This is a genomic window from Micromonospora sp. S4605, from assembly GCF_003176715.1.
Classification (GTDB): Bacteria; Actinomycetota; Actinomycetes; order Mycobacteriales; family Micromonosporaceae; genus Micromonospora; species Micromonospora echinaurantiaca.
In genome coordinates this window covers 15,936-34,823 of sequence record NZ_QGSW01000252.1, presented here as the reverse complement: position 1 = coordinate 34,823, position 18,888 = coordinate 15,936, and the positions used below count along the sequence as shown (strand labels likewise).

Genomic DNA, 18,888 nt, shown 5'->3' with positions numbered 1-18,888 from the left:
GTGCGGGTGGCCCAGCGTCTCCTGGCCATGGCTGCCGCCATCTGGCACAACAACAAGACCGGCGCACCCGTCACCCGGTCACTGATCGCCTACGACCACTGACCGGGATTCGGAACTACTCGTCTAGACGTCGGGATCGGCTGCGGGCCGGGGTGGCCGGGGTGGCCGGGTCGGTGGTTGTCATGGACCCACCCTGCGCGGCGGGGCGCCGGCGCGGCGACGCTCGGTCGGGCATTGGTCCGAATACTTGGGCTGGCTGTCCTGCGGACATGTCGCCACCGGGCGGAGCTGCCGTAGCGTGGCACCGTGGGGAGCACTCGTCGCGTCCTGGTCGTCGGCTATCCCGCGGCCGAACTGCTCGACATCGCCTGCGTGACGGCGTCCATGCAGATGGCCAACTACCTGCGGGGCCGGGCGGTCTACGGGCTCCGGCTGGCCTCCCCCGGCGGCGCCGCGATCCGCACCGCCACCGGGTTGGTGGTGCACGCCGAGATGGCGCTGGAACGGGCTCGTGGACCGTTGGACACGCTCATCGTCTGCGGCGGCCTCGGCTACCTGGACGCGATGCGGGACGAGCGCCTCGTCGCCCACGTCCGTCGACTCGGCCGGGAGGCGCGGCGCGTCGCGTCGGTATGCACCGGCGCCGGCGTGCTGGCCGCGGCCGGCCTGCTCGACGGACGGCGGGTCGCGACGCACTGGCACCACGCGGCGTACCTTCAGACGCGGTTTCCGCAGGTGCGGTTCGACAGCGATCCCATCTTCATCGCCGAGGGCGACGTGTGCACCTCGGCCGGCGTGACGGCGGCGCTGGACCTCATGCTGGCGTTCATCGAGGCCGACGAGGGTCCGGCGCTGGCCAGGGAGGTGTCGCGCCACCTGGTGACCTACCTCCAGCGGCCCGGCAACCAGGCGCAGATGAGCATGTTCACGGCACCGCCCGCGATCCGGCACGCACTGGTGCGGGACACCGTCGCGTACATCTCGTCGCACCTGTGCGAGGACCTCTCCGCGGCGACGCTGGCCCGGCTCGCCGGGGTCAGCGAGCGGCATCTCGCCCGGATCTTTCACCGGCAGCTCGGCGTGACGCCCGGCCGGTTCGTCCGGCGGGCCCGGGTGGAGGCGGCCGCGCACCTGCTCACCGGGACCGACCTGACGGTGGCGGCGATAGCGGGTCGCTGCGGCTTCGGCACCGTCGAGGCCCTGCGCCAGGCGTTCGTCGGCGCCTACGGCGTCTCGCCGTCGCACTACCGCGCCACCCAGTCCACGTCCGGGGGCCGCGCGGACGCCACGACATCGGCGGATCGGGCGTCCTCGTAGCCCTCGACAACGGCGATTCGGCGCCAGCCCCGGCACCGGAGTCGCCGCGGGCTCACCGCACGACGGCGTAGCGGGTGTGGACGGCGTACGGCGAGTGGTGAACCGAGAGGATCTTGAGGTCGACGTCCCGGTCGAAGCCCTCGAAGAGCCGCTTCCCGGCGCCGAGGACGACCGGAGCGGTGGTGATGCCGAGTTCGTCGACCTCCCCCGCCCGCAGCGCCTGGCGGATGACGTCAGCGCCCCCGCCGATGGCGACGGCGCCGTCGCCGGCCGCCCGCCGGACCTCCGCTAGGGCCTCCTCGAACCCGTCGACCATGAGGAAACCGGTGGCCGGATCGGGCTGGTCCGCGGTGCGGTGGGTGAGCACGACCAGGGTACCGCCGAACGGATTCCGGCCGCCCAGGCCCCGGCGTTGTCGTACATGCCCCGGCCGCACAGACCGGCGCTCGTGCCCGCCAGCAGCGCGTCGTAGTAGGCCCGGTCCGCGTCGGTCATGCCGGCGCCGGGCTCGTGATCCGTCTCGTAGGTCCACGGGCCGCCCATCACCCAGTAGTGGAGCCGCTCGCCGCCGACGCCGAGGCCCTGGCCCGGTCGGTCGTCGGGACCGGTGATGTAGCCGTCCAGGGACACGGTGATGGCGGCCTTCACCGGGCCGCGCCGCTCGGTGGTGCTCATGGTTCCTCCTGTAACGGGTATCGCAGACATCGGACGGAGCAGAGACTGCCCGCCGGCGACGGACTCATCGGTCCGCCTCGTCGAGCTTGGGTCAGAGTGCGGCGCGGGTCATTGATTCGAGGTCCCTGTAATCGTCGCGCGGCCCGTAGGTTGGGCAGGGAAGGGTCGCTACGGTCGGCGGCGGGCCGGTCGGGCCAGCGGAGCGGAGGGCGTGGGCAGGAACAGCTCCACCAGGTCGTCCAAGCGAACCAGGATCAGCGCACCGACCGACCCGGCCGCCACACTGATCAGCACACCGGCCACCGAGAGCGGATGCGTCTGCGCGACCGCGACCGTCACCAGGGCAGCCGCGGTCACCGCCAGTAGGAGTGCGTTGCGGACGACGTGCCGCCAACTGAGCGGCTGCTGGGTGGCCCCGAAACAGGCGCAGCGTGCCCCGATGTCGCGGCGCACCGCCAGGATCACGCCGGTCGTGAGCACTGCCAGCAGCAGCAGGGCCAGGACGAGCACGAGAATCCCACCCGGCCGAGCGGCGGGCCAACCGGCCGCCATCGCCAGCACCGACCAGGTAATTCCGAGGACGAGCACCAGCTCGGCGATCGTGACCAGGACGGCCACCGGATCCACCAGACGGGCCGCCAGCAGCGGCAGCGGCCGCAGTGAGTCGGCGAACGCGCGCAGGGCCGGCCGGCTGCGCGCCTTGCTCCAGCTCGATGCCGCGAACACGCACCACAGGGTCGCCAGCAACCCGACCGACACGTACGACATGAGGTCTCTCCGTCCTCCTTCAGTGCATGGCCGGTACCGGCCCGCGGCGGTTCACTGATTCCGGCGCAGCTGTCGAACGACCACCCCCAGCAACCGGTCGGCGGAGAAGAATCCGCGCTGGCGGGAGTCGAGGCTGCCGGCCGGATTGTCACCGAGCAGCACCAGTTGCCCTGGGGGCACCCGGGTCTGGATCGGCCAGTGCTGGAAGGCGCAGACGTCGACCGGCACCAGTTCGCCGGGCAACGCCGCGACACGTTTGATCATCGGTAGGTCGGACCGGTCCAGGGCGTCTTCCCGATCGATCACCACGACGTCGCCGACCCGGACGGTGGCCGACCGCAGCCGGTCGACCAGCACCCGGTCGCCGTGCCGGTGGCCGGGTTCCATGCTGCGGCCTTCCACGGTGACCACCAGGAACCGCCGCCGGATCCACCGGCCGACCAGCACGACGGCCAGCAGCGTCGCCGCCCCGCTCCACGCCAGGATCACTCCGCCCCCAGGTGCAGCGCGGGATCGGGCCCGCGGTAGCCGCTGGCCTGTCTGACGAACATCCGGGCGTACTGGGTGTCGGCGGCCAGCAGATCCTGGTGCCGGCCGGACTCCGCCACCCGACCGTCGCGCAGCACGACGATCAGGTCGGCATCCCGGACCGCGCCGAGCCGGTGGGTGATCAGCAGGGTGGTCCGGCCTGCCCGGTGCGCCCGCATCGCCTGGTGGATCTCCGCCTCGGCGTCCGGGTCCAGGCCGGCACTGGGTTCGTCCATGATCAACAGGTCGCACCGGTCCCGCAGGAATGCGCGGGCCAGGGCGAGCCGCTGCCACTGCCCGCCGGACAGCGTCACGCCCACCCGTACTGTGTTGTTCTCCGCACCACTCATGAAGGTCCGGCTGAGCAGTGTGTCGTAGCCGTGCGGCAGCGCACTCAGGGCGTCGTGCACCCCGGCCAGCCGGGCCGCGGCCTCGATCCGCGCCCGGTCGGGCAGGCTGTCCAGATCGCCGAGGCCGATGTTCTCCGCCCCCGTCAGGTCGTAGTGCATGTAGTCCTGGAAGGTCACCCCGATCCGCCGGCGCAGCTCCGCCACCGGCACGTCCCGCAGGTCCACGCCGTCCCACCGGATCGTCCCCCGGGTCGGGTCGTAGAACCGGCAGAGCAACTTGACCAGCGTGCTCTTCCCGGCGCCGTTCGCGCCGACCAGGGCGAGCGCCTCGCCGGACCGGATCCGCAGGGTCACCCCGCGCAGCACCCAGGGATGGTCGTCGCCGTACCGGAACCAGACGTCGTCGAACTCGATGCCGGTGCGCAACGGCGGCAGCGCGGCCGCCCGGTCCGGGACCGGCAGGTCCGGCGCGGCCCGGACCACCGCCTGGTAGTGGGTGAACAGCAGCAGGTTGTGGTGGGTGGCGGTGACGTCGGCGACCAGCCCGGCCAGGCCACCCTGGACGGCCGCGAGCGCCGCCACGAACATCGGTACGTCGCCGACGGTCAACCGGCCGGTGCCGGCCGCCTGCACCACCCAGACCAGCCCCGCCCCGGCGATACCCGCGCTCAGCAGGCCCAGCACGGTTTGTACCTGCGCCTCCCGCCGGTCCATCCGCCGCCGGGCCCGATCGGAGCGGCTCCGCTCGGTCAGCATCCGCTCCCGGAGGAAGTCGCCGATGCCGAAGATCCGGATCTCCTTCGCCGCCTGGAGGCTGGCCAGCAGGTTCCGGTAGAAGAACTCGCGCCGGTCGTACGGGCTCACCCGCAGTTCGGTCTCGGCGCGACGCCGGGACAACCACAGCTCGGCCAGCAGCACCGGCACCGCACCGAGGGTGACCGCCACCGCCATGGCCGGGCTGATCGTCAGGACGGAGCCGAGGAAGCCGGCCACCACGGCAACGCCGCGCAGCAGGTTGGCCCCGCCGCCGACCAGGTGTTCCGGGGTGCTCGCGCCGGCCTGCTGGGCGAGTTGGAGCCGGTCGAGGAAGCGCGGGTCCTCGAACCGGGCCAGTCCGGCGAAGCCGTTCACCGCGCGGTACAGCCGGTCCTGCGCGGTGCGGGCGATCCGCCGTCCCAGCTCGGTGTGCAGGTATCTGAGCAGGTGCGGGGTCACCCCGACGACCAGGCTGGCGGCGGCCAGTCCCAGCGCCAGGCCGACCAGGTCCCCCGTTCCGGGCCGGTGGTCCACGATCCGGTCGAGGATCAGCTTGGTCAGCCAGGCGATGGCGATCGGCAGGGCGCCGGAGACCAGGGTGAGCACCAGCACCGTCGCCAGCACGGGCGGCGAGGAGCGGGCGGCGAGCGCCGCGGCGGCGATACCGGCGCGCCACAGCGCTCCGGCCGCAGCTTCGTCGGCGTCGTCGCGGCGACGGCGGAGAGTCAGCCGGGCCACGGTCAGGAGGCCACCGGTCCGCTGACCGACCCCGCCGGCGCCTCGGCGGGTGGCAGTTGGCGGAGATCGAACGAGCTGGCGACGATCCGGCTGTCCCGCACCAGGACGAACGCCGGGTAGCCGGTCAGCGAGAACGCCTCGCCCACCGGCCCACCTACGTCCTCCACCAGCACCGCGCCGCTGGGTCGCAGCTCGGTGACCAGGGCGGCCGACTCGGCCGGGTCGCCGACGACCACGGCCAGCACTGTCCAGCCGGCCGCGGCGTACGCGGGCGCGCCGGCCAGGAAGTCCGGCTTGCGTTCCCGGCAGGCCGGGCAGTGCACGGAGAAGAAGGCGATCAGGGCCGCGGCGCCGACCGACTCCCGGGACACCGGGTCCCCGTCGACGGTCGTGGCGACGAACTCCCCCACCGCCGACCCGACCGGGCGGACCAGGTCCCGCTCCCCGGGCTCGTGCCGGGGCCGGTTGAGCAGTTCGGTGTGCTGGCGCAGCCGGCGGATCGCGCCGAACGACAGCAGCAGGTTGAACACGCACAGCACCGCCAGCACGACCACCGCGGCCACCAGGTACGACATCGTTCCTCCCCCGTAGGTCGATCCGGCCCTCGGCCGGTCATCCGGTCGAGCGGTCCTCATTCATCGGTGAGCAGAGCGGCGGTCGGCAGCCGCCGGATCAGGATCGCCGGGACCAGTGCGGCGAGCACGGTCAGCAGCAACGCCGCCCCGGTCACGGCCAGCGCCAGCACCGCCAGCCGGCCGTCCACCCGGCCGACCAGCAGGGCGGCCGAGCCCAGGCCGGCGGCGACCCCGAGGACGCAGCCGAGCGCCCCGACGCCGAGCGCCTCGTAGATCAGCAACCGGTTAAGCGCGGAATCCGGCCAGCCGACCGCCCGGAGCGTGGCGAACTCGGCGGACCGTTCCCGCACGTTCAGGTAGAGCACGTCGGCCACGCCCAGCACGCCGAACAGCAGCACGCCGCCGACCGCCACCAGATCCACCCCGCGCACCTGCACGGAGACCGCCTGACCGAGCAGCGAGCCGACCATGCCGTCGTTGAACGCCCAGAGTGCGGCGGCGATCAGGGTCACCGCGCCGACGCCGGCCGCCAGGCTCAGCGCGCCGGCGAGGGTGCGCGCCGGCGTCCGGACCAGGTTGGCCGACGCCAGCCCGGCGACGGTCCGCGCCGCGGCCCGCCGGGCCGGCGCCGCGCTCGCCTGGAGCGCCTCGGCCGAGCGGGTACGGGCGGCCCGCAGTGCGGGCAGGGCGCTGGCCGCGGCGGTCAGCAGCACCGCGATCGGCACGCACAGCAGGGTCACCGTGCCGGAGACCCGTACGTCGGCCAGCCGGGCGAGCGGGCCCGACAGCGCGGCGCCGAGCAGCCCCGCGGTCAGCCCCAGCGCTGTGGTCTCGGCGAGGATCAGCAGGCTCAGTCGCCAGCCGGGCCAGCCGACGCAGGCCAGGATGGCCAGCTCGCGGCGCCGGGCGCGGACCGCTGTGGACACCGCGTTACCGACCAGCAGCGCGCAGACCACCAGCAGCAGCCCGAGCAGCAGGACGTTCTTGCGGTCGACGGCGGTGACGATCTCGGCCGCCACGCCCTTGCGGGTGCGCGCCTCCGACAGGGTGAGGTCGGGGCGGCCGAGCTGGCCGGCGGGCAGCAGCACCGGGGTGCGCACCGTCGAGCCGCCCAGCACGATCTCGACGGTCAGCCCGGTCTGCCGGACGATCTCGTCGGCCACCATCCGGACCCGTTCCCGGGCCACCTCGTCGAACCGGTCGATCCCGGCGACCCGGACCCGCACCGAGCTCAGCGGTGCGGCGGCCGACGTCGACCCGAGGCTCGCGTACAGCTCACCGGCCGCGGTCAGGCTGGTCAGCAGTCCGGGCGGACGGGGCGGGTAACCGAGCGGGTCGTCCCCGGGCAGCAGCGGTCGGTCGCCGAGCAGGCCCTGCGAGCGCGCGTCGGCGCCCACCGGCGGTGCCGGGTTGTAGAGGTCGAGGGCCTGCTGCGCGGCGCTGACGTCGACCGCGTCCGGCGCGAAGCTGCCCACCGGAGTGACCGACCAGTCCGACTGCCCGAGCAGACTCACCGGATCCGCCGTCCCGACGCCGCCCGCACCGAGCCAGGAGTCTCGCCACACGTCCTCGATCGTCGGGTCGGTCGCGTCCGATCCCGATCGGGGCAGCACCCGGGCGACCCCGTCGGGCTGCTGTGTGTAGGCCACCGGTCCGGGCCGGAGCAGGGCCAGGATGCCGGACAGCGGGGCCTGCCCGGCCAGGGCGCCGTCGAGTCGGGCGCGGTAGAGCCGCGCCAGGTCGTGCTGGACCGCCTGCGGCGGTGTCCTCGCCGCGTCGCGCAGCAGGGGCCAGAGCGCCTCCGTCGCGGTGCCGGGCACCCGCTCGGCGGTGGAGCCGGTCAGCCGGGACACGGTGAGGTCGATCCGTTCGTCCAGGGCGAGGTCGTCGGCGGCCAGCACCGGCAGCGTCCGGCCGGCCGGACCGGCGGTGGGCAGCGGGGAGAGCTGGGTGAACGGAGGGGCCGGGGCGACGGCATCGGTGCCGGTCAGGTAGCGGCCCTGGCGGACCGCCCGGTCCAGGCCGACCAGGCGCGCCTCGGCGGCCGGATCGATCCCGGCGACCAGCACCGGCACCACCGCTGGCAGCCGGACCTCCAGCCGCGCGGTGGCGGGAACGGCCGACGCGGGGCGGCCGCTGGTGAACACGGAGGCCAGCCGGAAGGTGCCGTCCGCGAGCAACTGGTACGCCAGCACGTCGCTGACCCTGGTCCGCCGGGCGTCGGGGTCGAAGCTGCTCGCCGCGGTCTGGCACACCTGCTGGCGTCGGCCGTCGGGTTGCACCTCCAGCGTGCCGCCGCCACCCGTGCCCGGGCACTCGGCGGCGGAGGTGGACTGGCTGATCCGGGTGCCGTCGGCGTAGACGTACACTCGCCCGCTCTGGTCGGCGAGCGGCACCAGGGGCCGCCGGGACACGTACACGTAGGTCGGCGCGGCGGTCAGCGTGCTCAGTCCGCGGTCGCCGCTGATCCGGGCGGCGATCTCGACGACCTGCCGCTCGGCCGACCGGTCGACCTGGTCGGTCACGTCCACCCGCAGGCCGGGACGGATGTCGGCGATCCCGAGGACCGCCAGCGGGGCGGCCACCTCGACGCCGGGGATCCGCTCGATCCGCCGCCACTGGTCCAGGCCGATGCCGCCGTAGGCAGCGGTGGGTCGGGTCTGGTCGAGCAGGCCCGCGGCCGGCTCCGACGGATGGACCAGGATGTCGTACGACGGCCGGAACTGCCCGTCGACGGAACCGCGGGCGACCAGCCGGGAGGTGCTGGCGGCGCCGGTGAGCACGGTGAACCCGGTGGTCGCGACCAGCACGGCGGCGAACACCGCCAGGCTGCGGCCAGGGGTGTTCCGCAGCTGTGACCAGACCATCCGCAACATGGGTGGGGTCGTCTCCGCTCGGGCAGGGCGGTCGTCCGGCCGGATCGGGCCGGCCGGACGCCCGTCATCGGTGCGATCGTGGTCGGGTCAGCAGCGGGTCGAGGTGGTGCGGCAGTAGCCGCAGGTCGTGCCGATGCTGTCGCAGCCCCGGCAGCAGTCCCGCACCCGGCGCAGACCGCCGCTGCAGCCGCAGTACTCGGTCCAGCAGGTGCAGGCGGCGGCCTGCGCGGTCACCTCCGGAACGAACATCCTGAGCACCCGGTCCGCCGCCGCTTCGAGCATTCGTACCATTTCCACTCCTTCTGATCGGCCTGTCGATGACGTCGATGGGACGGTTCCGTGTCGCGTCCGATTCCCGATCGCCTCACCCCCGTTTCCGCGCCGGTTCGCCGGCGCTAGACGATCCGTCCGTCGTGGATCCGGACGGTCCGGTCGCAGCGGTCCGCCAGCGACGTCTGGTGGGTCGCCATGAGCAGGGTCATGCCGTGCTCGTCGCGGAGCCGCCAGAGCAGGTTGATGATCTCTTCGCCGGTGGCCGAGTCCAGGTTGCCGGTCGGCTCGTCGGCCAGCAGCAGCCGAGGCCGGCCGACCAGGGCCCGCGCGATGGCCACCCGCTGCTGCTGGCCGCCGGAGAGCTGGGCGGGCTGGGCCCGTTCCCGGCCGGCCAGCCCCACCTCGGCGAGCAGGCTCCGGGCCCGCTCGACCTTGTCGAAGCTGGTCCGGTACGGCAGCAGCGGCGCGAGGACGTTGTCCACCGCGGACAGCGCGGGGAGCAGGTGGAAGCGTTGGAAGACGAAGCCGATTCCCCGGCGGTAGCGGGCGAGCCGCCGGCCGGACAGGCCGGTCACCTCCACGTCGTCGACGTCGATGCGCCCCTCGTCGGCGCGCTCGATGGCGCCGATCAGGTGCAGCAGGGTGGACTTGCCCGAACCGCTCGGGCCGGTCACCGCGACGGTGGCGCCGGCCGGCACCGCGAGGCTGATCCGGTCCGCGCCGACGATCGTTCCGTCACCCGAGCGGAACCGCTTGACCAGGCCGGTGACCCGGATCCCCGCGCCCCGCCCCGCCGGGCCGCCGCCGTCGGCGCTCATCCGGCACCGGGCAGCGGCCGGGCGGCGATCGGCCCGGGTCTGGCGGAGGTCAGGGATGCCGGAGCGGGCGGACGCCGCGAACCCCGAAATGGATGTCTCATCGCCCAGCCCCCGTATTGCTCGGCACGAAACAGGAAACTACATGACCGAACGTCAATTCATCAATCCACTGCGTCATCCGGCGCGGCGGCCACGGGCGGCACTCCCCCGGCCTGCCGGGCACGTCGGTGACGTGCCCGGCAGGCCGGGGGTGGCGTCAGCGCCGGTCGGTGAGGCGGAAGGCGTCGAGGACGGTCTGCTCGACGGTGTTGCCGGCCGCGTCCCGCGCGCTGGCCCTGATGCTGACCGTGCCCGTGGTGTCGGTCAGCCGGGGGACCTGGTAGCTCGCGGTGTAGTCGCCGCCGCCCTTGGCGGTCGTCGGGAGCTGTTTCCAGGTGACCCCGCCATCGGTGCTGATGGAGAGCGCGAGGCTCGTCACCGCCGGCGCGGCCGGCACCTGGTGGTACGCGCTGACCCGGAGTTGGTGGCGACCGGGAGCGGTGACCGCGTCGCCGAGGTCCGCGCCGGTGTCGTACCGCAGGAACAGCAGCGGGTCGGCGTGGCAGGGGCTGCCCGTCCCCTCGGCGCAGGTGAACCCCTTCGGCGGCTCGTACCGGGTCGGCGCGGCGGACGTGAAGTTCCACGTCGTCGTGGTCCTGCCGTTCTCGGCCGTCAGCCGGTATCGCCGGGCCGCCGCGGGAAGCTCGTACGTGGGACCCCACACGAGGGAGCTGGCCTGGGGTAGTTCCTGGCCGTCGGCGTACATGCGCACGTTCTGCGGCTCGAACACGTACGAGCCCATGATGTGGTTCGGCGCTGTCCCGGACACCAGGTTGGTGATCGGGTAGAACGTGTTGCCCTGCCGGCAGAAGGCGCAGATCTCGGTGGACCAGGCACCCTCCCACTTGCCGGGCTGGGCACGGAAGACCTGCGGGGACAGCTCGGCCGCGCCGGGCACCAGTGGCCGGGCGGTCCACCGTGCGGGGTCCGGCCCCGCCCGGTCCACGACGTCGATGGTGCGGGCACCCGGCTGCCCCCCGGAGGGCTCGTAGAACTGGAGCCGCACCAGGTCGGGCGAGACCGGGCCGCGGTAGGTGGTGAACCGGACGCTGTCGGTGAGGTAGCTGTACGGCACCCCGGCCACGGCGGTCTCGTTCGGCCGGAAGGCCGAGTAGACCAGGCTGGCCGGCTGCGCCCGGGTGCCGTGCAGCGAGGTGTCCACCGTGGCGACTTGCTTGTCGGTGACCTCGGTGTGCAGGGAGGCCGGGATCCGCCCCTCCTGGTAGGTGTGCAGGGTGTAGACGTACGGGCTGACCGCGTCGTAGCCCGCGATGTCGATCTTCACCGGGCCGCGACGCAGCAGGCCGCGCAGGTTCTCGGCCTCGCCCGCCGAGATGGCGGCGTACGGTATGTCGGCCACCTCCTGCGGGTGGAACCACCAGTCCGGCGGGACCGGCAGGGGGCAGGTCATGGTGGGCCACGGCCCTCCGGTCGAGGTCGCTTCGACGAGTACCGCGACGGCACCCGCGGCCCGCGCTCGCATCAGCTGCGCGGGTCCGACGTTGCACTGCCCGCCGGCGGGCTTGTCGGCGTCGATCCGCAGCAGGACGATCTTGCCCTTGGCCGAGATCCGGTCGTAGTCCGCGGTCCGCCCGAGCCCGCCGTCGACCAGTTGGTGGGTCTGCCGGCCGCTGAACCGGACCACCTCGAAGCCGGGGCCGCGGTACCAGTAGGTCGGCAGCATGGGCTTCAGGGCGACCCGCCCGGGGGTGGTGACCGCCATGGTCACCATCGGCTTGCCGAGCACCCAGTTGGTCCCGAGATGGAAGGTGCCGACCGTCACCGGAGGGCTGGGGATGGCCCAGAAACTGGAGTTGCCGTACCCGGTGAAGCTCAGGGTGCCGCCGCCCTGGCCGTTGCCGAAGGTGCGGAAGGTGGTCCGGGAGGCGACGAACGTCTCGGTCGGCCGGGGGGTGCCGACCGTCAACTGGCGGGCGGTGTCGGCGTCCCGCGTGATGGTGGTGTCGCCGGTGACGGTGACCTCCGGCAGTTCCAGGTTGAGCTGCTGGTCACGGCCGTCGAGCCGGAAGAGCGCGTGGCCACTGGCCTGGTAGGTGCCCGGCGGGACCTCAAACGTCGCCTCGAAGGTGGTGCACGGATCGCTGTCCAGGCAACGCGCGCTGACGGATTCGTACGCGGACCCGACCGCGTTTCCGGCGACCTGCGCGAGCAGGAAGCCGAACATCGGGCAGATGGTCATGAGGCGGACGCCGCAGTAGAAGGCGTCACCGTTCTTCCGCTTGTAGGTCTGGGTGACCCGGTACGTCGGCTGCCCGGTGTCGGTCTGCGGCTCGGCCTCCGCCGAGCGGAGCCCGGTGGGCCAGAGCGCCACCGCGTCGCCGCTGAGCTTCGGGGTGACCCGGTCGAACAGGTAGTCGCTCAGCTCGCCGACCCCGGTGTCGCCCTTGAAGCCGGCCCAGAACGCGGCGGCCTGGCGCGGTTCGATGCGCAGGTCGACCGTGCCGTGGTCCGGGTGCTTCGCGGCCGTCGTCACGCCGGGCAGGCCCGACACCCGCTTGTCCAGCGCCGCCGCGTCCAGCCGGTCACCGTACTTGACGGTGACGCCGAGCGGCGTGTTCCCACCGCGCTCCACCTGGGCGGCGAGCCAGGCCACGTCGAAGATCTTCCGGTCGATGACACCGCTGGCGACCAACGCCTGCACGTCTCTCGGCAGCGCGTGCAGGCGGGTGTCCGTCCCGCCCGGTCCGGTCCGGACCTCGACGTCGATGCTCGGGCGGGTGCCGTCGGCCCGCGCCGACGGGATGGCGGTGACGGTGTAGCGACCGCCGTCGCGGGTCAACGTCACCTCGTCGCCGGTGATCAACGTGACCCGGTAGCTCGCCCTGGTCAGCCCGGGCAGCGAGACGGTCCGCAGCCCGTCGGCTGCCGCGGCGGCTCCGGCCGGCGCCGGAGCGGTCGGCTCGTCCGGCCGCGCGGCGGCGCCGGCCGTCCCGAGCAGGGTCAGCGCCGCCGTGGCGGCGACGAGCAGGCGTATCCGATGTCTCCTCCGCGGGCGGAGGTTGCTGGGTGAGGTGTTCACGAACGTCTCCTTGCGGCAGGTGAGCTGATGGCGGTACGCGGCGCGGTACGGCAGGTCAGCCGCCGGCCCGCACCAGGGACCAGTCCTGGGTCACGACCGCGTCCTCGCGGACCGGGATCGTCGCGGTGGCGGTCTGGTAGCCGGTCGCGCTCGCGGTGAAGTCGGTGCGGCCGACCGTGGAGCTGAAGACCCAGTACAGGCCGTCGCCGACGGCCGGATCCACCGGCGTGGTGACGCCCGTGCCGGCCTCCCGGGGGTGTCCGGTCCGGGCCACAGTCGCGAAGACCGGCGCCCCGGTGTCGCGGTCGTCGACGAAGCCGACGACCAGCCCGCCCTCGACCGGTCGGCATGCGCGGGTGCCCACGAACACGTTGTCGACCGCCCACCACCAGGCGTCGCGGCCCTGGTAGTGGAACCGGATCCGGACGTCCTCGCGGCCGGCCGCCTGTGGCAGCGGCAGGGTGACCTTCCCCAACGCGTGGTCGCTGGTCTGCCGCCACACGGTCTTCCAGGTCCGGCCGCCGTCGGTGCTCAGGTCGACGTCGGCCCGCTGGCTGTCGTCGTCCGGGTAGTAGGAGGTGTGGAAGGTGAGCTGCGGGGCGGCGTCGCCGGAGAGGTCGATCACCGGAGAGGTCAGCTTGGTGTCGTACCGCTTCCCGCCGCCGGTCGCCGAGTCGGCGACGGCGAACCTGCCGTCGCCGCCGTCGGGCACCGGCCGGGAACCGGGGTTGTCGAACCGCCAGCCCGGCCTGCCCGAGATCTGCCAGCCGTTACGGGTACCGGTGTCGGCCCAGTCGTCGAAGTCCTCGCTGACACCGCTCCACCGGTAGCCCGGAGCGGTGCAGGCCGACTCGTCGACGGTCAGCGCCGCGTCCTGGACCAGATCGGCCGCACCCAACTCGAACGTCCGCTCGGCGGCCTGGTAGCCGGGGTACTGGGCGGTGACCCGCATGGTGTACGACGCGGACCGGGGCAGCCTGACGCTGTACCGGCCGGTCACCGGATCGGTGAAGACCGGCCCGAGTGGGTAGCCGTCGATGACGAGCTTGGCGTACAGCGGCCAGCCGTGCCCCGAGCCGTCGGTGACGGTGCCGCTGACCGTGCTCATCGGCTGGGCGACCAGCCTGACGTCGGCCGTCGTGGTCTCGCCCTCGCGGACCTGCGCCTGCGCCATGCCGGGGGCATAGCCGTACTTACGCACCCCGATCGTGTAGCTGCCGACCGGCAGGGCACCGGACTGGTAGGCCCCGTCGGCGTCGGTGGCCACCTCGCGACTGACCGGGCCGGTGATCGTGACGGTGGCGCCGGGCAGCGGCTTGGCGGTCCCGGCGTCGCTGACGGTGCCGCCGATCCTGCCGGTCGGGCCGCGCGGTACCTGCTTCAGCAGTGCGAGCGCGTCCAGTCGGCCCTCACCGAAGGCGTTGTTGTCGTCGTCGGTGCCGCCACACTGACCGTCCGGGTTGTCGATGGCCGTGCCGTCCAGCAGGGACCGGGTGCCGGCGATGTCGCCCACCATGGACGTGGCCGCCGACCAGGCCAGGGCGATGGCGCCCGCCGCGTGCGGGGCCGCCATCGAGGTGCCGTTGAGGTTGGCGTACGTGTTCCCCGGCATGCTCGACCGGACGTTCACGCCCGGCGCGGCGACGTTCGGCTTGATCTCGCCGTCCTGGCCGGCCCCCTTGGAGGAGAACCCGGCGATGGTGTGGCCGGAGTCGTACGCGCCGACCGAGTAGTTGATCTTCCGGCTGCCCGGGGCGCCACTCGTCCGGCAGCCCGGTCCGTTGTTGCCGTTGGCCCACACGCCGAAGATGCCGGACGCGGTCCACGCCAGGCTGATGTCCTCCAGGAACGGGGCGTCCGACGGGGTGGTGGTGCCCCACGAGTTGTTGATGATGTGCGGGCGCTTGCTGGCGTCCGGGTGCTGCCCGTTCAGGTCGGTCGGCTCCAGCAGCCACTGGCCCGAGCTGATCAGCGCGGCGTCGTCCGGGCAGCAGCCGTTGGCCGTGATCCAGCGGGCTCCCGGGGCCACCCCGATCTGGTTCCCGGCGCCGTCGTCGCCGACCATGGTGCCCAGCGTGTGGGTACCGTGCCCGTCGCTGTCACAGGGCGCGCCCCCGCAGGTGCCGGCCGCGTCGAACCAGTTGTAGTTGTGGTCGAACACGCCGTCGCCCTTGTTGCCGCGGTACTGCCGCACCAGGGCCGGGTGGTCGAACTGGGCTCCGGTGTCGATCGAGGCCACGGTGATGTCCTCACCGCGTACGCCGAACTGGCTCCACACGTCGTCGGCGTTGATGTCGGCGACGCCCCACTCGACCGCGTCGGCCGCCTTCCGGGCGACGCCCTTGGTGACCGGCGGTGGGCTGACCGTGAACGACGGCAGCAGCGAGCTGACCTCGCGCTTGGCGGCCAGCCGCGCGGCGAGGTCCGCACCGCCGGTCACCTTGATCGCGTTCGTCGCCCAGAAGCTCCGGTACGTCACGCCGGAGGCGGTGAGTTCCTCGCGTACCGCCCGCTGACTCTCGTCGGCGGCCCGCTTGAGCGCCCTGGCCACCGCCGTGCCGCGCGCGTTCCAGTCGGTGATCGCACTGGCCGCTGCCAGGTCCGCCTTCGCGTCGAAGTAGACCCAGAAGTCCACCGGCGCCTGCCCGGCACCGAGCTGGGCCTGCAACTGTGGGCGGATCTTGGCCTGCGCCGCGGCCGCCGTCTCCGGGTCCGCAGTGGCCGACGGGAGCGCGGTGGCGGCGCCGTTGAGGGCGAGCACCGTGGCCACGGCGGCCACCACGACTGTCGTGATTCTTCGTCTCGGATGGGCAAGGCGCATAGGGGCTCCTCGTCTGGGAGGACGGAGAGGACGCCGGCCGGCACTGGTCACAGCGGCAGGTATCGGTCGTCGTCCTCGACGTCGGTCTCGTCGCCCGGTCCGGCCCCGGGACGGGACTCGACGGGTGCGTCGGCCGGGCGCGCGGCCTCCGACGGCGTCGTCTCGTCCTGGTCAGGGTCTTCTCGATGCGGCATGCCAGCATCGTGGTCAACCGCGCGACGGTGCTGCGATCCCTCAGGTGAGGGAAACAACCTCGGGGGTCAGTCCCCCGGGGTCGGGCCGGGCTCGCAGACCAGTCCCGTAGCGATCGCCCGGGCGGAGAGTGCCGCGCGCGAGGAGACCCCCAGCTTGCGCATCGCCGACTTCATCTGGCTGGCCACGGTGTGGTGTGAGCGGTGCAGGGCGTCGGCGATCTCCCGGTTCGTCCGCCCTTCGGCCGCGAGGGCGACGACCTCCAGTTCACGGGGGGACAGCTCGGACCCGTAGCCCTTCCGGCCGCCGCGCCACACCCGCGGCACCGGGCGTCCGTGCGCGCGCAGGGTACGGGCGACCCGGTCCACGTCGAGACTCGCCGGCAGGGACGACAGTCCGCTCAGCACCTCGGTGAGCAGGTCGAGGCCGGCCGGGACGGCACCGGCCCGGATCAGGCACGCGGCCTGCCGCTCCCGGGAGAGCGCCGCGCTGTACGGCCGGGGAAGCGCCGCCCACGCCGCCGCGGCCTGCCCGAACAGGTCCGCCGCCGAGGTGTGGTCGCCGGTGGCCTCGGCGAGCAGGCCCCGGCAGTCCAGCACGGCGGCCTGCGGTGCCGGCAACTGCCCGTTGCGCAGCCCGCGGGCGAACGCGTCCACCAGATCCTGGGCCGGCGTCACCGCTCCGACGGCGAGCAGCGCCCGGACCCGGGCCGGCACCACGTCGGTGCCCCAGAGCCAGACCCCTTTCTCCGCGACGACCTCGCAGGGGTCACGAGAGATCGTCAACGCCTCGTCGGGCCGGCCCTCGCGCAGCCGGATCTGCACCAACGTCGCCACCGCCTCCGCGACGGTGTCCCAGGCGCCGGCGTCACGGGCGCCGGCCACGGCACGCTCGAGCTCCCGGGCGGCCTGGACCAGGTCGCCGGCCGCCATGCGCAGCAGGCCACTGATCATGATGGGCTCGACCCGGCTGACCGGGTGGAGGTCGTCCGTGTCCGCCAACGCCGCCGCCCGCTCCGCGAGGCCGTCCCAGGCGCCGGTGAACCAGTCGAGGTGCAACTGGGTGGAGTCGATGAGATCGGTGATCCGGACCTGCTCGTACGCGACCGCGAGTCGACGCCCGGTGGCGAGCCACCGGCCCGCCTCCGGGTACCGCCCCCAGCGCATGGCCCCGTCACCGATGTTGAGGTATCCCACGGTGATGATGCGGCGGTCCCGGACGGTGCGGGCCGCGGCCGGGATCTGCCCGGCCTCCGCCCAGCCACGCTGGTCACCGAGTTGCAGCAGGGCGGCCGCCCGGCCGGCCGCGACCCGTAGCCGGTCCGACGGCTCCAGTGACCGGGCGAACTCCGCCGCCCGGTCCAGCCAGGTCAGGTGCCGGGCCGCCGGTGAGCGGCCGCGCGGCCAGCCGAGCAGCATCATGGCGACGGCGGGTGAGGCCCGCCCACGATCGAGGTGCGGCAGCGCCCGTTCCAACTCGGCGTGCGCCTCGTCGAACTCCTCCATGTCGTTGAGGATCCGGGCGAGCTGGAACCGGAGGTTCGCCGCTACGCTCGGATCCGGGGTGCCCCGGTCGAGCACCCGGCGTACGGCGGCGGCGAGGTCCCGCAGGCGGCCCGGACCGGTGAAGGAGCCGAACGGCACCTTCTCCACCAGCACGCACATCTGCTCGGCCGGCACGTCGCCGTTGGTCAGCACATCGTGCAGCAGGGCGCCGGCGGTCGTCTCGTCGCCGGTCTCCAGCGCCACGTCCGCGGAGAGTTCCGCGTACCTGCCCCACCTCGTGCCGTCACCGGCGTGGCGGAAGTGCCGCGCGAGCTGCGCCAGCGGTCGTGGGGTCACGGTTTCGAGCACCCGCCCGGCGCGCTCGTGCAGCGTACGGCGCTCCCGCTCGGGGATGGCGTCGTAGATGGCCCGGCCGGCCAGCACGTGGCGGAAGGACACCCGGACGTGGTCGCGGTGGTGCAGCAGGCGGTGCGCGACGGCTTCGGCCAGCCCGGCGGCGAACTCGGCCGGTGGCAGGTCGCTGATCCGCGACAGCAGATGCTCGGCGATCGGGTCGGCGACGACCGCGGCGGCCCGCAGCACCGACCGGGTGGCGCCGTCGAGACGGCTGGCGTGCTCCAGCACGGTGTCCCGCACCGTCGGCGGAACCACTATCTCGTCCAGCGGCAGCCGCTTCCAGCCCTGGTCACGGCGGACGAGATCGCCGCGCCGGGCCATCAGTCGCACGCACTCCTCCACCGCGAGTGGCACCCCGTCGGTGTGCGCGTGCAGGTGCTGGGCGAACTCGTCGGAGAGCCGCTGGTTGGCCAACATCGAGGAGGCGAGCACCGCGGTCTCGGACAGGCCGAGCGGGTTGAGGACGAGTCGGAGCCGCGCACGGTGCGGCCGGAGGCGTCCCGACAGGTGCAGCAGCCAGGGGTCGTCGACTAGGTCCTCCGGCCGGTAGGCGATCACCAGGCTGGGCCCCTGGCCGGGCCGGCCGGCCAGGAACAGCAGGAACTCCCGGGTCGCGTCGTCGGACCACTGCGCGTCGTCGACGACGAGCAGGTTCACGCCCAGCTTGTCGAGCAGTTCGGCGAGCGCGCGGAGCACCCGGTGACGCGCGGCACTGGCGTCCTCGGCCGGCTCGGGCGCCGGCGGCAGGTGCTCGGCCCACTCCGGGAACAGCGGTCGCAGGGCGCCGGCCAGGCCGCTGAGACGCAGGTTCGCCACCGTGTCGACGTCGGTGGCCAGCAGCGCCTCGACGATCGGTCCCAGGGTGTACGGCTCGCGCAGCGGCGGGCAGACCGCCGTCAGGACGGCATGGGCGGTGCCGGCGGGAGACGATAGGAACTCGTCCAGGAGGCGGCTCTTGCCGACCCCGGCCTCGCCCTCGATCAGCACCAGCGCCGAGGCGTTGGTGAGCACCTGGCCCAGCCGGGCGAGGTCCCCGTCGCGGCCGATCAGCAGCGGCGCCGCCACCCCACCGACGTCCAGATCGGCCGCACCGGAGTGGGGAGCGACCTCGCCGACCACCACCGCCCCCTACAGCTCGCCTGTTCACGCGTCCACAGTTGC

The 18,888-nt window shown here is 73.5% G+C and carries 14 protein-coding genes and 1 pseudogene; 2 read left to right on the top strand and 13 right to left on the bottom strand.

Annotated features, from left to right (window positions below; genetic code table 11):
* Together DLJ47_RS37060 and DLJ47_RS22655 are read left to right on the top strand one after the other, a co-directional pair.
* Positions 1 to 102 (top strand): annotated as a pseudogene (locus tag DLJ47_RS37060) (IS982 family transposase); the annotation flags it as partial.
* 204 nt (positions 103 to 306) lie between these two features.
* A complete protein-coding gene (locus DLJ47_RS22655) occupies positions 307 to 1,317 on the top strand; it encodes a GlxA family transcriptional regulator (RefSeq protein WP_233257962.1) in 1,011 nt (336 codons plus the stop codon).
* Positions 1,318 to 1,369: 52 nt separating this feature from the next.
* Here the strand turns inward: DLJ47_RS22655 and DLJ47_RS37055 are convergent, their stop codons facing one another.
* From DLJ47_RS37055 to DLJ47_RS37660, 13 genes are all read right to left on the bottom strand, one after another.
* Positions 1,370 to 1,633, bottom strand: coding sequence for a dihydrofolate reductase family protein (locus DLJ47_RS37055; protein WP_233257961.1), 264 nt, complete (start codon positions 1,631 to 1,633; stop codon positions 1,370 to 1,372).
* Positions 1,606 to 1,992: a hypothetical protein gene (locus DLJ47_RS37050; protein ID WP_233257960.1), complete on the bottom strand. Its 387-nt coding sequence runs from the start codon at positions 1,990 to 1,992 to the stop codon at positions 1,606 to 1,608. The genes DLJ47_RS37055 and DLJ47_RS37050 overlap by 28 nt, the downstream gene beginning before the upstream one ends.
* A gap of 168 nt (positions 1,993 to 2,160) precedes the next feature.
* A complete protein-coding gene (locus DLJ47_RS22645) occupies positions 2,161 to 2,760 on the bottom strand; it encodes a MauE/DoxX family redox-associated membrane protein (RefSeq protein WP_109902504.1) in 600 nt (199 codons plus the stop codon).
* Positions 2,761 to 2,811: 51 nt separating this feature from the next.
* Positions 2,812 to 3,249: a S26 family signal peptidase gene (locus tag DLJ47_RS22640; RefSeq protein ID WP_109902502.1), complete on the bottom strand. Its 438-nt coding sequence runs from the start codon at positions 3,247 to 3,249 to the stop codon at positions 2,812 to 2,814.
* Positions 3,246 to 5,132, bottom strand: a complete 1,887-nt coding sequence (locus tag DLJ47_RS22635) for an ABC transporter ATP-binding protein (RefSeq protein WP_233257959.1) — start codon at positions 5,130 to 5,132, stop codon at positions 3,246 to 3,248. The genes DLJ47_RS22640 and DLJ47_RS22635 overlap by 4 nt, the downstream gene beginning before the upstream one ends.
* Positions 5,133 to 5,134: 2 nt before the next feature.
* Positions 5,135 to 5,707 carry a TlpA family protein disulfide reductase gene (locus tag DLJ47_RS22630; protein WP_158289873.1) on the bottom strand — a complete coding sequence of 191 codons (573 nt, stop codon included), beginning with the start codon at positions 5,705 to 5,707 and terminating at the stop codon, positions 5,135 to 5,137.
* A 56-nt stretch (positions 5,708 to 5,763) separates the two neighbouring features.
* Positions 5,764 to 8,574, bottom strand: coding sequence for an FtsX-like permease family protein (locus tag DLJ47_RS22625; protein ID WP_146228168.1), 2,811 nt, complete (start codon positions 8,572 to 8,574; stop codon positions 5,764 to 5,766).
* A 96-nt stretch (positions 8,575 to 8,670) separates the two neighbouring features.
* Positions 8,671 to 8,874, bottom strand: coding sequence for a hypothetical protein (locus tag DLJ47_RS22620; protein WP_146228167.1), 204 nt, complete (start codon positions 8,872 to 8,874; stop codon positions 8,671 to 8,673).
* 104 nt (positions 8,875 to 8,978) lie between these two features.
* The gene (locus DLJ47_RS22615; RefSeq protein WP_109902494.1) at positions 8,979 to 9,674 is read right to left on the bottom strand and encodes an ABC transporter ATP-binding protein; all 696 of its coding nucleotides are present in this window, start codon (positions 9,672 to 9,674) and stop codon (positions 8,979 to 8,981) included.
* Positions 9,675 to 9,930: 256 nt separating this feature from the next.
* The gene (locus DLJ47_RS22610; RefSeq protein ID WP_109902492.1) at positions 9,931 to 12,813 is read right to left on the bottom strand and encodes a hypothetical protein; all 2,883 of its coding nucleotides are present in this window, start codon (positions 12,811 to 12,813) and stop codon (positions 9,931 to 9,933) included.
* A gap of 55 nt (positions 12,814 to 12,868) precedes the next feature.
* The gene (locus DLJ47_RS22605) at positions 12,869 to 15,634 is read right to left on the bottom strand and encodes a S8 family serine peptidase (protein ID WP_109902490.1); all 2,766 of its coding nucleotides are present in this window, start codon (positions 15,632 to 15,634) and stop codon (positions 12,869 to 12,871) included.
* Between the two features lie 47 nt (positions 15,635 to 15,681).
* Positions 15,682 to 15,828 (bottom strand): hypothetical protein, encoded by a 147-nt coding sequence (locus DLJ47_RS35885; RefSeq protein WP_158289872.1) that lies wholly within the window; start codon positions 15,826 to 15,828, stop codon positions 15,682 to 15,684.
* Positions 15,829 to 15,894: 66 nt separating this feature from the next.
* Positions 15,895 to 18,846 carry an ATP-binding protein gene (locus DLJ47_RS37660; RefSeq protein ID WP_158289871.1) on the bottom strand — a complete coding sequence of 984 codons (2,952 nt, stop codon included), beginning with the start codon at positions 18,844 to 18,846 and terminating at the stop codon, positions 15,895 to 15,897.
* Positions 18,847 to 18,888 lie beyond the last annotated feature (42 nt).

Coding starts and splice junctions, on each gene's coding strand:
- DLJ47_RS37055 (WP_233257961.1), bottom strand. CDS start 1,633: ATGGTCGACGGGTTCGAGGAGGCCCTAGCGGAGGTCCGGCGGGCGGCC.
- DLJ47_RS22630 (WP_158289873.1), bottom strand. CDS start 5,707: ATGTCGTACCTGGTGGCCGCGGTGGTCGTGCTGGCGGTGCTGTGCGTG.
- DLJ47_RS37050 (WP_233257960.1), bottom strand. CDS start 1,992: ATGAGCACCACCGAGCGGCGCGGCCCGGTGAAGGCCGCCATCACCGTG.
- DLJ47_RS35885 (WP_158289872.1), bottom strand. CDS start 15,828: ATGCCGCATCGAGAAGACCCTGACCAGGACGAGACGACGCCGTCGGAG.
- DLJ47_RS22645 (WP_109902504.1), bottom strand. CDS start 2,760: ATGTCGTACGTGTCGGTCGGGTTGCTGGCGACCCTGTGGTGCGTGTTC.
- DLJ47_RS22605 (WP_109902490.1), bottom strand. CDS start 15,634: ATGCGCCTTGCCCATCCGAGACGAAGAATCACGACAGTCGTGGTGGCC.
- DLJ47_RS22625 (WP_146228168.1), bottom strand. CDS start 8,574: ATGGTCTGGTCACAGCTGCGGAACACCCCTGGCCGCAGCCTGGCGGTG.
- DLJ47_RS22620 (WP_146228167.1), bottom strand. CDS start 8,874: ATGGTACGAATGCTCGAAGCGGCGGCGGACCGGGTGCTCAGGATGTTC.
- DLJ47_RS22615 (WP_109902494.1), bottom strand. CDS start 9,674: ATGAGCGCCGACGGCGGCGGCCCGGCGGGGCGGGGCGCGGGGATCCGG.